The organism is Pseudoalteromonas sp. Z1A8 (assembly GCF_011378855.1).
Lineage (GTDB): Bacteria > Pseudomonadota > Gammaproteobacteria > Enterobacterales > Alteromonadaceae > Pseudoalteromonas.
Map to the genome: position 1 here is coordinate 1 of NZ_WTLB01000030.1, position 13806 is coordinate 13806.

A 13806-nucleotide genomic window follows, 5' to 3' on the forward strand; every position below is an offset into this window, starting at 1 on the left:
AGGATGGCTTAAGTTACAAGCCATCCTGGAAGGCTACGATTTAGCAAAATCTCTTGAGCCAGACTTGTGATCAAGAGACAGCTGAAAAGTGCCTTTTTTATTTGGTCGTTACGTATAACTTTGTTAAGTTGATAAAAGATTAGCAACAGAAGTTATAAATTTGAAAAGACTCCCTATTTCACAGTTACTCCCAGGTATGTTTGTGCAAAGCGTTACCAAGCAAACCGGCAGTATTAAAATTAAAAACCAAGGCTGGGTTAAAACTCAGGCTAGTATTAATAACCTTATAAAAGCAGGCATTTTAGAAGTAGAAATAGACCCTGATAAAACCCTCATTGACTCAGTCCCTGAAAAAGATCCTATCGCGATACCTACAACAAAAATAAAGCGTGACCCTTGGCAAAAAACACACAGTGCCGAACAAGAAATTGGGAAGGCAAAAAAGCTTTACGACGAAGCAAAAACACTCCAACTAAAAGCATTTAAAGACATAAAAGCAGGCCGCGATATAGATATTGCGCCATTTAGAGAGCTAGCTAGTGGCTTTATGGACTCGGTTTTTAGAAACCAAGATGCACTAGCCTGCCTTACACAAATGCGCCAAAAAGACGCTTACCTACTTGAGCACTCAATAAATGTCTCTATTTTAATGGGCATTTTTGCAAAGCATTTAGGCATAGAAAAAGACATTATTGTTGAGCTAACAACCGGCGCACTACTGCACGATATTGGTAAAATAAAAATTCCTGATGAAGTGCTCAATAAACCAGGCCGTTTTACTGACGACGAATTTAAAATAATGAAAATGCATTCGCTTTTTAGTAAAGAAATACTAGAAGAGTCGGGCTTAACAGGTATTGCTGTTGATATTGCTGGAATGCATCACGAAAGACTCGATGGTAAAGGCTATCCGTTTGGTAAGAAAGGCGATGAGATAAGTCAGTACGTACGTATGGCGTCAATTGTTGATGTGTATGATGCACTCACTGCAGAGCGTGTTTACAAAGCAGGTATGGAGCCAATAAAGGCGTTTAAAATATTAAAAGACGGATGCCCTGATAGTTTTGATCCTGTTCTACTTAATAAATTTATTCAATGTATTGGTATCCATCCGGTAGGAACGCTCGTTAGATTATCGAGTCAAAAAGTGGGTTTGGTTACCGAGAGTAATCCAAGCACACCACTAAAACCGGTAGTTAAAACATTTTACAGCGCTAAACATAGCCGCTATACCGAAGTAAAAGATATCGATTTATCTAACAAAAAAACAGTAGATACTCTCGAATCAGCTGTTAAACCCAAAGAATATAATATTGATTTAGAACGCTTTTATAAAAATTCAATACTTTCCTAAAACAATTGAGAGCTCAATATTCTATTGAGCTCTCAAACATAATATCTAAGTACTTACTGCGGCCAATCTTGCAGTGCTTTTAAGCTAAACTCATAGCCATCAAAATCAAGTACACTTTGCTCAGGTGTAATTTCTCTTACGGTTAAAGCCCCTATACTTTCCCCTTCATGTAACTCTCGGCCGTTTAACTTGATCCAACGTTTGTCAGCACTCGATGAGTAAATATGAGCCTGATATTTAATGCTAGGCAACATTGATTGCAAACCATCAGGTAGTAACTCTACAGGCTCAACACGTGATGACGTTTTTGATGCATGAGTAACTTCATAATCTTGATTTTTTTCTACGTCTTGTATAGCTTGCGCAAACGCATTTTTAAGCGTTGTAGGCACCGCTTCAAGTTCAGGGTCGCTCACTTGTTGAGCCTGACTACTGCCATTAATTGGCTTACCCAGCACCTTATATTTACTCATATCTAGTTGAGCAGATGATGTATTTTGACTTTGATTTTGCCCAAATACAGAAGCGTTTTGCGTATTGCTTGGGGCGTAATTACTTTGTGGGTTAAATACTGGCTGATTATAATTTTGAACTGGCATTACTTGTTGCATGCTCTGTTGTTGATTATAACCTGCTGTACTCGCCCCCTGACTTGATGGCATAGGAATATATTGCCCGTTAGGGGTTAATAGCATTTGCTGCACACCAGTAGGCGTTTGCACATGCACAAGCTGCCCTTCAATCGTGGCAGTATTTGTTGAAGTTGCTTTGGCTGGTTCTAACTTAGCTATTTGTATTTTTTCAACTTCATTATCTATTTGCTTAATTTCTTTTTTAGGTGCTAAATTTTCGCTTTCAGCCACCTTAATTACAGCGGATTGTGATGTATTTAATAAAGTAGTACCTTGAAACCACTTACCAGTAGTAAAGCCACCAGCTACTGCAATAAAAGCACCTAAACTAGTACCAAAAACTAATGCTAATCGTCTATAACGCTTAAGTGCTTGCTGTTGCTTTAACTGCTCTGATTGCAAGTCGTACTGTTCAGCACTCATATCTGATTGCTGCGACTGCTTTAGCGCATCTAATAAATAAGACATAACTTACCTAACTATAAAATAAATGAAAGCCCAATACCTACGGCAAATAATGCAGCGAATGCAAGGCTATATGGTACAAATGACGTTGCTTTGTTAGCCTCATTAACTGGCGCTACAAAATCCATGGGTAATGACTCATGTGCTGATTTTTTTATTATATCGCTATCAACTATCAACTGCTGCTTTGCAAAAGTGCCTACCAAAGCACGCTCACAGACCAAGTTCATTAATCGTGGCACACCACCGGTTAATTGATGAACAGCTTGCATGGCATCCAACGAAAAAATGCCTTTTTCACACCCTGCAACATGTAACCGATGCTTTATGTAAGCAACTGTTTGGCCTTGCGTAAGTGGTAATAAATGGTAACGAGCTGTTATTCTCTGGGCAAGTTGCCTCAGCTCATTGCGCTTTAAAAGTTCTTGTAACTCCGGTTGGCCAACCAATACTATTTGTAATAATTTTTTATGATCGGTTTCTATATTGGTTAGCAAACGCAATTGCTCAAGCACATTAGGAGCAAGTAATTGCGCTTCATCAATAATAAGTATGGTATGCCCACCCGATTTATTATTAGTCTCTAAATGCTTTTTTATAATATCGGTAAGGCTTTTAAGCGTCGCATTATTAGTATCGTAACTAATGTTGAGCTCATCACAAATACTGGCTAATAACTCCAGCTCTGAAAGTGCTGGGTTATGTATCATCGCTACTTGAGTGTTTTCAGGCAATTGTTCTAACATGCTGCGGGTAATTGTTGTTTTACCTGTGCCTACTTCACCTGTTAATAATACAAAACCACCGTCTTCACCTAATCCGTAGGTAAGGTGTGCTAAGGCTTCTTTATGTCGTTCACTTAAAAATAAGTAATGAGGGTTGGGCGAAATTGAAAAAGGTTTTTCATTCAGGCCAAAATAGCTTAAATACACCGTGATGTTCCTTCGTAATTAAATCACGGCCTATAATGGCAAAAAAACGCGCTAAGTGACAACGTTGTAAGCGCTTTATTATTGAAATAACGTAAATTTATGTAAAACAAAAAAATGCAGCCGTTTTAAGGCTGCACTTTTGTATATCAAATTTTTTGATGTACTTTATTTTTCGTAGCGTACTAACCGTAAATACACATTGCTGGTTTTGGCATGCAAGCTATTCAGCCCACTATCAAATTGATAAACCCACGCCGAGCTCATAGTGCTCACACCCGATGTATTTGACCAATAGTTTTGAAGCTTAGTACCAAAAAACACCTCTTCATTAATGCTCGGCTCGGTGCAACTGTGCTCTAGAATACTCGCTAATTCTTTAATGTTAGGCATTTGCCAATCATCGTAATCTGCGGTTGTATCATTTTTAGCACCGCGAAGCGCTTCTTGCCAAGTAAGGGAAGGTGTAGAACCTTCACAAAGCTGGGTCTCTGTATTATAAGTTTGCCCATAACTACAGCGTTGCCACATTAGTCCAGTTCCTGTATCAGAAACCGTACCGTCTGTATTTATGGTAAATCTATCTGTCGGTGTTGTGGTATCTGCACCGACGTAGCAAGTTTGCGCCGCTGCAATATTAAAGCTCAAGCTTATAGTTGCTAGTGCATAGAGTAATTTTAATTTCATTATTTTCTCCTAACGGCTTCTAACTAAACGTACATAAGCGAGCTTTTCTTTTGGATAAGCAAGGTCGTTACCATTACTCATATCTATAATATACGCTTGCGATAAACTTGTACCATCGGCTGCAGTTTGCGAGGTCCAGTACGGTAAATCCACACTTTCTATATCACCTGATTGAGGAATATAAGGAAAAAACGATTCGTCTATTAGCACTCTTTGCCCTTGTTTCCCGTAATCAATTAAACCTAAAAGCTCGTTATAAGTTGGTAAGCGCCAGTTTGTACCACCACAGAAATCTAAGCTATTCACTTCGTTTATATAACTTTGCACGCCGCAACTGGTATCATCCGGACAAGTTGAATTGGCTGTACTGGTATCGGTAAAAGTCGTAGCTCCTAAATCCCAAAAGTAATGATTTTGCCCTTCACGCAAACTTGTATTTGGCAATACTCCAGAGGATTCAGTTTTTACTTCCCATACAAGCCCAGTAACATTATCGCGTATACAGGTAAAGTCACTACTATCATCACCAACTTCATCAGCAAACTGATTAAGTTTAGTATAATCAAACGCTAAATTACCTTTGCCAACCTTATCTAAACGATTTGCATAGCTATCGCGTCCGAGCTCTGCATCTTGCGCTGGAAAGTCATCGCTTTCACAGTTAATGCGTTGTGTATTATTATAACACTCACCAACACCACTATCGTTTATAAGCCCGAGAGCTTTAGGTGATACATCAACAAATAAAGAGTCTGTATCGGTACGTCCTTTTGAGTCGGTTACCGTTACTTCAAAGCTCAATGTGGTCTCGGTATCTACATCAGAGGCAAAAAATGTCGTTGTACATTGGTTGCTATTACTTAATGTTTCGGTATTACCGGTAAGTTGTTGCCATTTACACTGATAGGTATCGGTAACAGTTTCACTACTTGTTGCATCAAGCGTTACTTGTTCAAACTCTTCAATATTTTGATCAGCACCTGCATTTGCATCCACTAATTCATTTGTTTTGTTAAGCGTCATTGAATATTGCGTACTCGCCTCACCGCCTTCATCATCGGTAACGGTTAGCTGCCAAGATAAATTTACGTTACTTTCAAGTAATGGATGAGAAAAGCTAAGCGTTGACTCATTAAAGCTCGCAATATCTAAATCAGGACCTGATAGCAATTGCCACAAGTAACTATCAATTTGGCCATTATCGTCAGGATCGCTCGACTCAAGGCCGCTCAAAGTCACCGTATCTTTGTAAACAGAAGGAAGTGTTTCAGGAGATGTTTGTGTAACAACAGCAAGAGGAAGTTGGTTATTAGAGCTCACTGAAATAGAAATATCGTCACTAACAGCGCTACTACCTGTACTCTGATAGCTCACTCTTAAGATTATTTCACTATCAGCTTTTACATCCGGTGCGGTAAGTGTTTGCTCAGCGCCATCAAGCGGAAAGCCTTCTAGGCTTGGGCCGCTAACTTGCTGCCATGAAAACGTACCATCAGCGGGAGAGCCTTGTGCTGTGATGGTAAATTCAGTTTTTTCGATAATTTGTAAATCGATTCCAGCATTAACAGAGGTTTCTACAACTGTATTATCGCTATCACCGCCACCGCCTCCACACGCACTTAACAAACCACAAGAAATGAGAGGGATTAAAGCAAACGCTTTCATACGCAGCACCTTTTATGTCAAATAATTACTATAGTGTAATCACAAGCAATAAAGATGCCATTAAAGCACTACAGATAAGTATCTTGATGAATACGTACAAATAGCTTTGTACCTATTTTACTATAATCAATTTTATACTCTCGACCATCTAACGCTTGAATAAACAGCAACTGCTTTTCTTCGCCAAATATATCAGCGCTACTTACATAAACCATCTCTAAATAACGCTCTTTTGCGTCGCGACGGTTTTTGGGTAACTCTTCTTTAAATGGCTCCAAGCCATGTTGCGTTACTTTAATTTTGGGATGAATTTCAGAGTTTACAATCACTAAATCAAGTTTTTTATCTTTATGTATTATGGTATTTCGACCACTTTTTAAAAAAGCTCTGTCTTGGCTCATTTTCTTTCCTACAGTCGCAGCTTAATTGTTAATTTGCGACGCTATAAACTGACTAGGCTCGCGCTTCCATTTATTTAAGTTAGCACTAAATGCCCAAATATCTCTATCTAATACACTGGCAGGTAATAATAAATCGTAACCTGTTAGCAGTTGAAGGTGCTTAGTTCTGTTAGCAAACATGGCTATAAGACCAGTATAGCTTACCCCTTTATGGGATGTGTACTGTGTATCTTCTATTAACCATTCTGATGGGCAACTGCCATTTTTGCAATGTTTTTGAACAACTTGCATAAACAAATTACGCTGCTCTATTAAAAGTTTCCCTGCAATTCTTGGTGCAAAATTTGTTAAAAACTCATCTATGTCATTTACTTTAACACCCACCGCATTGAGCTCTAAGTAATCAAGGCCATCTTCTACTTTTGGTATACCGCTGTGATGGAAGTTATTACGAGACATGCTCCAAGCCCCATATTTATGGCAATAAACAAGCTCCGACTCACTTATCAAAAGGCTATAATACGGCTCTTGAGTTTTTAAATATCCAATAAAAATAGCGGCAATACACAAACTCACTAAAAACACTTCAAGGATGCTAATTTCACCTGGCCTTAGTAAATTAAACAACATAATAAACACTAAGCCTATAGCACCGACTGCAAGCACCTCAATTGCGTTTCGCGCACCTTGTGCCCGAAATTTAATTACATTGTTAGATTTATCCATATTGGTAAAACACCATATAAAAAACAAACATAATAATGGCCCAAATTATGATCTTTCTTGTTGTTATACATAAGTTACAGGTCGTTTTAAATTTCATACATTACCGCTTTATCCTCAACAAAATAGGAACAATGAATAAATCTTATTTACTTTTACGCTTAACGCACAAATTTATGAGACACATAACCGCCTTTTCTCGGTCTTATTTCGTACAATACATATAATTAATTTTCAGGTATGAAACGATGTACTCAAGACAATCAGGTAAAGCTCTTTTTCCATTTATTATTACATTACTACTAATATTTAGCGTTTATTTATATTTACCCGCTAGCCACGGCGAACAAGCCGATTCATCACAAATGTCTACCCAAGTTATGGCTCATACTGTTACCTCTCAGGAAAACGCAGTGATGATAGAAGCCATTGGTAGCGCACGTGCAAACCAAGCTATTTATATAAAAAGTGCACAAAATGATTATGTCACCGATATATATTTTAAAGATGGCGACCTAGTCAGTAAAGGACAAAAACTAGTACAGCTACAAAGCCAACAAGAACAGCTTGCAGTTAAAGAGCTTGGTATTAATTTACGTGAAGAAAAACGTCAGTTAGATCGCCTAACCGAACTTTCACGTTCGCAATCAACGGCAAAGTCGTTACTTGAAGAGCAGCTATCTCGTGTTGATGCAACTGAGGCTCAACTAGAAAGCGCTAAAACAAAGTTAAATGAAATGACTATTACCGCGCCATTTTCGGGCCTGTTAGGTAAGCGTGAAATATCAATAGGTGCCTACGTAAGCAATACAACAATAATAACCACACTTGATGATATTAGTATTATTAAAGTTGACTTTAAAGTACCTGAAAAATATTTAGCACAATTAAATATGGGTATGAAGGTGCTTACCCAAAACGATGCCTACCCAGGGCAGACATTTACTGGCAAGGTAACGCATATTAGCTCGCGTATTGATTCGGTAACACGCAGTGTTGAAGTAACTGCAAGTTTTGCTAATAAATCAGGCTTATTACGCCCTGGTATGTTACTAAACACAGCGCTTGAGCTTAGTAGTAACCAAGCTTTAATGGTGCCAGAAAAAGCCGTTATCCCTTTACAAGACAAACACTTTGTTTTTCAAATTCAAGACGGAATAGCTAATAAAATTGAAGTGCATGTAGCTGGCAGAAATAATGGTTGGGTTGCTATTGATGAAGGCTTAACCGATGGCGAGCAAATTGTTACTGAAGGGCTAATAAAAATTCGCTCTGGAAGTAAAGTAAGCGTAAAGGGGTAATACGTGAAAATTACAGATACTAGTGTTAAACGCCCTGTTTTTGCCATTGTAATTAATTTACTCCTTCTTACTTTTGGATTGGTTGCATTTACTATGCTGCCACTTCGTGAATATCCGGATATTGAAACGCCGATTGTAAATATCAGCACTGAATACACCGGTGCTTCTGCCGAAATTATAGAAACAAAAATAACGCAAATAATAGAAAACCGTATTTCGGGTATTGAAGGTATTAAAAGTATTAACTCATCGAGCCGTAATGGACGTTCAAACATTACCATTGAGTTTGATATTAACCGCGACATAGATGCAGCATCTAACGATGTACGCGAACGCGTGGCTCGTGCACTAGATAGCTTGCCAGATCAAGTACGCCCGCCAGAAGTATCTAAATCAAATAGTGATGAAAGCCCTATTGCATGGTTTGTATTAAACAGCGAAACAATGGACTCGTTACAGTTATCTGATTACGCGCAGCGTTTTATTGTTGACCGCTTAGCGGTGGTAGATGGCGTATCTAATGTACGTATTGGTGGTGAGCGTCAATACGCCATGAAAATTTGGCTAAACCGTCAAGCAATGGCTGCACGCGGTATTACTTCAAGCGACATTGAAAATACACTTCGTACAGAAAACGTTGAGCTACCTGCCGGTGAAATAGAATCAATAGACCGTGACTTTACAGTACGTACTGCACGTAGTTATAAAGATCAACGCGATTTTAAAAACCTAGTAATTAAACGCGGCGATGAAGGCTATTTAGTACGTTTAGGTGAAGTTGCTGATGTACAGCTAGAAGCTGCCGACGACGAAAGCTTATTTCGTGGTAACGGGCGTAATATGATTGGCTTAGGTATTGTAAAACAAGCTAAAGCAAACACACTTACCGTAGTAGATAACGCACGTAGTGAGCTTGAAAAAATCAAACGCAATTTACCTGAAGGCACCACAATTCAAGATAGCTACGATTCGTCTGTATTCATTAAAGAATCAATTAATGAGGTTTACAGCACACTTGCCATCTCTATGGGGTTAGTCGTACTCGTTATATTTTTGTTTTTGGGCAGCATAAGAGCAACGCTTATTCCGGCAGTAACAGTACCAGTCGCACTGGTTGGTAGCTTTATGTTTTTATTAGCAATGGGCTACTCAATCAACTTACTAACTTTACTTGCCTTAGTACTGGCCATTGGTTTAGTAGTAGATGATGCCATTGTAATGCTTGAGAATATTCACCGCCGCATTGAACTGGGTGAGCCACCGTTACTAGCTGCATTTAGAGGCGCGCGTGAAGTAGGTTTTGCCATTGTAGCAACCACTCTTGTGCTTATATCTGTATTTGTACCACTGGTATTTATGGATGGCCGTATAGGCGCATTATTTACCGAGTTTGCTATGGCGGTAAGTGCTGCTGTATTTTTCTCAAGTGTTACCGCACTTACACTCGCACCAGCACTGTGCTCTAAAGTACTTAAAGTATCAGACAAACCAAATAAATTTAGCCAATGGATGGATCGTCAATTTACTAAAATTGAAGTAAGTTACCGTAATTCACTCTCAACTAACATAACTCGTAAATGGGGTTTAATGGTGAGCCTATTATTAGCTGGTTTTGTTAGTTACTCGCTGTTTTTACAAGTTCCTTCTGAGCTAACACCAAAAGAAGACCGTGGCACGTTCTTTATTATGATGAGCGGCCCTGAGGGCGCAAGTTATGAAAATAACGCTGCTAATATGGCAAAAATTGAAGAACGTTTAATGCCCTATTCTGAAGCAGGTGAGCTAAGCCGTGTACTTGTTCGAGTTCCTGGTTGGGGTGGCAGCGGCGGTGTTGCAATTGTAGGTATGGCCGATTGGGATAAACGCAAACGCTCAACATGGGAAGTAATGGACGAAATAAGCGGTAAAATGCAAGAAGTTACCGATGTTCGTGCATTTGCCATTATGCGCCGTGGTATTGGCGGTGGTGGCTCGTCTCGCCCTATTGAGTTTGTATTACAAGGTAACGATTACGCACAACTTGCCGACTGGCGCGACCGTATAATAAAGCGTGCAGAACTAAATCCTGGTCTTGTAAGAATCGACCATGATTATAAAGAAACCTTCCCACAGTTTTTAGTGAGCATAGATAAAAACAAAGCCGCTGATTTAGGTGTATCGGTGTCTGATGTAGGCTCAACCCTTGAAACAATGCTGGGCCAGCGCCGTGTTACAACATTTATTGACCGTGGTGAAGAATACGATGTGATTTTAAAAGGGACTAAAGAAGATTTCACCAACCCTACTGATATTTCAAATATATACCTTAAATCACGAAGCGGTGAACTAGTCCCACTTGATAGCCTTATCAGCTTAAAAGAAGAAGCAACCGCATCACGCTTAAACCGTTATAACCGTATGCGCGCAATTACATTAAGCGCCAACTTAGCTGACGGTTACACACTTGAGCAAGCGCTTAACTTTTTAAACGAAGTAGCCGCGCAAGAAAACGATATAGATGGCGCAGTAGATTACAAAGGTGAATCGCAGCTTTATTACGAAGGCGCATCAGCGATGACCTACGTATTTATACTTGCACTAACCGTTACCTTCTTGGTGCTTGCTGCACAGTTTGAAAGCTTTATGCACCCGTTTGTAATTATGCTTACCGTACCGCTTGGTTTAATGGGCGCTATGTTTGGGCTTTGGGCTACAGGACTGACCTTAAATATTTACAGCCAAATAGGTATTGTCATGCTCATAGGTTTAAGTGCAAAAAATGGTATTTTGATTGTGGAATTTACTAACCAATTACGCGATAAAGGCGTTGAGTTTAGTGAAGCAATACTACAAGCAGCTACCCAGCGTCTTCGCCCAATAATAATGACCTCACTAACAACCGTTATGAGCTCTGTTCCTTTGGTTTTTGCCTCAGGCCCCGGCGCCGAAAGCCGTATGGTAATTGGTGTAGTTGTATTTACTGGCGTTATTGTATCTACCCTGCTGACTCTTTTTGTTGTACCTGCTGCGTATTATGCTCTATCGAAAAATACACAGTCACCTGAGTTTTTACAACAAAAGCTGAATAAACAAGCTGCTGATAAACCTTTCGAAGAGATCTAATCTCTTTATTGCGCCGTAACCTTGTTGTTGCGGCGCATACAATTTATGCTCGCCTTTAAACTCCATATACATTTTAGGAATACTTATGAGCTCAACAACGCAAGTAGCAACATTTGGTGGCGGCTGTTTTTGGTGTATAGATGCAGCATTTAGACGTGTAAATGGCGTACTAACTGTAAGTTCAGGCTATACAGGCGGCGAAACTGACGGCCCAACCTATAATTCTGTATGCTCTGGCACAACTGGGCACGCTGAGGTTGTTAAAATTGAATTTGATACTACTGTAGTTAGCTTTGAAACACTTTTAGCAATGTTTTTCACTTTACATGATGCAACACAATTGAATCGCCAAGGTAACGATATAGGCACACAATATAGAAGCGTTGTTTACTATCACGATGAAGCCCAACTAAAGCAAACCAATGAAATGATAGCCCAACTGCAAAGCCATGTGAGTGAACCGATTGTGACAGAAGTGAGCCCTGCTACTACGTATTATCCGGCAGAGCATTACCATCAAGATTACTATAACGAAAACCCACAGCAAGGTTACTGTAGTATTTTAATAGCACCTAAATTACACAAGTTTGAAACCGTATTTAAAGAGTTTTTAACTGAGTAAATAATTTGAGTAGTTAAACTTAGCTACACAGTAAAAAGCCCGATTTAAATCGGGCTTTTGTCTATGTATTCAAACTAAAAGTGGTAATTAGAATTGGTAGCTTGCGCCTGCAAAAAAGCGACGCTCAGGTGTGTTGTAGTAATACACTTCACCCGTTGTAAAATCAGCGTTTGAATCAACTGCGTTGTATTCTTTATCAAATAAGTTTTCTACACGAAGCGAAACTTCAATGTGTTCATTTACTTGATAATTACCGGCTAAGTTCCAAAGTGTGTATGAGCCTAAACGCGTTACAGCACCTTGTCGGTCACTACGATATTGCATGTCTAAGCTTGCATCAAATGCACCAAACTGTTTTGCAAGTTCCCAGTTAAAGGTACGTTTAGCAACATTGCGTAACTCTGCACCTGTTTCTTTATTTTCTGCGCTTAAGTAAGCAAAGTTAAGGTTACTATCAAAACCAAAAAGCTGCTGAGACAAGCTAAATTCAACCCCTTCAAAGCGCGCTTCATCGATATTAGCGAGTGCAAAATTTGCGTCGTAATCAATTCTATCTTCAATATCGTTTCTGAATATTGCAACATCAACTTGTGTAATGTCAAAGTCCACACTCAAACCAAGCTCACGGTTTACTGATTTTTCAGGCTGTAAATCAGGGTTACCAAAGTTTGGAAAATATAAATCGTTAAAGGTAGGCGCTTTAAAACCAGTGCTTTGACTTATTCTAAAGGTTGCATCTTCAGATAAATGATAGCCTGCAGCTGCCGTATAGGTTGTTTCATCACCAAATTGCTCATCATCATCTTGGCGTACAGTTAAGTTAGCAAGAATTTTATCGGTATCGTAGTAAGCACCTACAAACACAGCAAGTACATCTCGACTATCTTCAACAAACACCTCAGAGCTGTGCGATACATCGTCGTTATACCAGTTAATACCACCACTAATATTAAATTCATTAGACAGTTGATACTGACCGTTGTAATCAATTTGAGTACGTTTAGTTATAAATGTGCTGGTTGCAGGCAGTCCAGTAAAAAAATCGACAAAAGTGTTATCTGAGTCATCCGTTGCAATAGCAATATCAACACTGTGTGATTGGTTCGTGTAATTTTTATTCCAACCAGCAGAAAGTTGATAGTTTTTAAAATCACCTGTTTCAACAGTACTTGTGGCTGGACTAAAACTACTGTCGTAATCAGCAAAACCTTCGCTGTATTGACCAAGTAACTTAAAGTCGCCGTAGTGTGCGTCGGAGTAATTTACTTTAAAACCAAGGTTTTTATTCTCGTAGCCATCTTCATCTGGTGCTACGCCTTGCAGTACATCAAAGTTATCTGTTTTTTCAAAGCCCGCATTAAATGCTGTTGTTATATCACCTGATTTTACAGAGCCTGCCACTTGATAATTTTGGTAAGAATCAGAGCCAAACATAGCATTTACAGATAAGTTATCTGACTCACGCGTTATAATATTAATTACACCAGCGAGTGCGTCAGAGCCATAAATAGCTGCACGTGAGCCTTTAATAATTTCAATGCGTTCAATACTATTTAAAGGGACATTACTTAAAGCTTTTTCACCGAGTGTTGCAGAGCCCGTACGCACGCCATCAATCAAAATTAACGTATCGCCAGAGCCTGTACCACGAAGTGACACACCTGTATTTTGGCCAAAGCCACCGTTTGGATTAACCTGAAAACCAACTTGCTTGCTTAATAACGTAGGTAAATCACGTACATTGCTTGCTTCTATTTCAGCACGGTCAATAACATTCACACTTGCTAAAACATCATTAATTGACTGCTCAAATTTATTAGCTGTAACGGTTATTTTTTCAATTGATTGTTCTGCGCCAGACACAGAAAATGAAAGCGCAGCAGAAATTGCAACGCCTAGAGCTGTTTTGTTTAACATGAAGTCCC

The 13806-nt window shown here is 39.2% G+C and carries 11 protein-coding genes; 4 read left to right on the plus strand and 7 right to left on the minus strand.

The window, feature by feature from the left end:
- The first annotated feature begins 160 nt into the window (after nt 1-160).
- On the plus strand, nt 161-1354 hold the full coding sequence (locus GQR55_RS12565; RefSeq protein WP_166420870.1) for an HD-GYP domain-containing protein: 1194 nt from the start codon (nt 161-163) through the stop codon (nt 1352-1354).
- A 53-nt stretch (nt 1355-1407) separates the two neighbouring features.
- Here the strand turns inward: GQR55_RS12565 and GQR55_RS12570 are convergent, their stop codons facing one another.
- The 6 genes from GQR55_RS12570 to GQR55_RS12595 form a co-directional block, all read right to left on the minus strand.
- The gene (locus tag GQR55_RS12570; protein WP_166420871.1) at nt 1408-2454 is read right to left on the minus strand and encodes a general secretion pathway protein GspB; all 1047 of its coding nucleotides are present in this window, start codon (nt 2452-2454) and stop codon (nt 1408-1410) included.
- A gap of 11 nt (nt 2455-2465) precedes the next feature.
- Nucleotides 2466-3383 carry an AAA family ATPase gene (locus GQR55_RS12575; protein ID WP_166420872.1) on the minus strand — a complete coding sequence of 306 codons (918 nt, stop codon included), beginning with the start codon at nt 3381-3383 and terminating at the stop codon, nt 2466-2468.
- Between the two features lie 165 nt (nt 3384-3548).
- Nucleotides 3549-4067 (minus strand): DUF1566 domain-containing protein, encoded by a 519-nt coding sequence (locus GQR55_RS12580; RefSeq protein ID WP_166420873.1) that lies wholly within the window; start codon nt 4065-4067, stop codon nt 3549-3551.
- Nucleotides 4068-4076: 9 nt separating this feature from the next.
- Nucleotides 4077-5732 (minus strand): DUF1566 domain-containing protein, encoded by a 1656-nt coding sequence (locus GQR55_RS12585; protein WP_166420874.1) that lies wholly within the window; start codon nt 5730-5732, stop codon nt 4077-4079.
- Nucleotides 5733-5800: 68 nt separating this feature from the next.
- Complete coding sequence (locus tag GQR55_RS12590; RefSeq protein WP_166420875.1) at nt 5801-6133, minus strand: hypothetical protein; 333 nt, start codon at nt 6131-6133, stop codon at nt 5801-5803.
- 21 nt (nt 6134-6154) lie between these two features.
- Nucleotides 6155-6859, minus strand: a complete 705-nt coding sequence (locus tag GQR55_RS12595; protein WP_166420876.1) for a DUF2982 domain-containing protein — start codon at nt 6857-6859, stop codon at nt 6155-6157.
- A 245-nt stretch (nt 6860-7104) separates the two neighbouring features.
- Here GQR55_RS12595 and GQR55_RS12600 point away from each other — a divergent pair, with 245 nt between their 5' ends.
- The 3 genes from GQR55_RS12600 to msrA all read left to right on the plus strand — a co-directional run bounded on the left by GQR55_RS12600 (nt 7105) and on the right by msrA (nt 11881).
- Complete coding sequence (locus GQR55_RS12600; RefSeq protein ID WP_166420877.1) at nt 7105-8157, plus strand: efflux RND transporter periplasmic adaptor subunit; 1053 nt, start codon at nt 7105-7107, stop codon at nt 8155-8157.
- Between the two features lie 3 nt (nt 8158-8160).
- Complete coding sequence (locus tag GQR55_RS12605) at nt 8161-11259, plus strand: efflux RND transporter permease subunit (protein ID WP_166420878.1); 3099 nt, start codon at nt 8161-8163, stop codon at nt 11257-11259.
- 85 nt (nt 11260-11344) lie between these two features.
- Nucleotides 11345-11881 carry a peptide-methionine (S)-S-oxide reductase MsrA gene (gene msrA, locus GQR55_RS12610; RefSeq protein WP_166420879.1) on the plus strand — a complete coding sequence of 179 codons (537 nt, stop codon included), beginning with the start codon at nt 11345-11347 and terminating at the stop codon, nt 11879-11881.
- Nucleotides 11882-11968: 87 nt separating this feature from the next.
- Here msrA and GQR55_RS12615 read toward each other — a convergent pair whose 3' ends face one another.
- The gene (locus tag GQR55_RS12615) at nt 11969-13798 is read right to left on the minus strand and encodes a TonB-dependent receptor (protein ID WP_166420880.1); all 1830 of its coding nucleotides are present in this window, start codon (nt 13796-13798) and stop codon (nt 11969-11971) included.
- Nucleotides 13799-13806 lie beyond the last annotated feature (8 nt).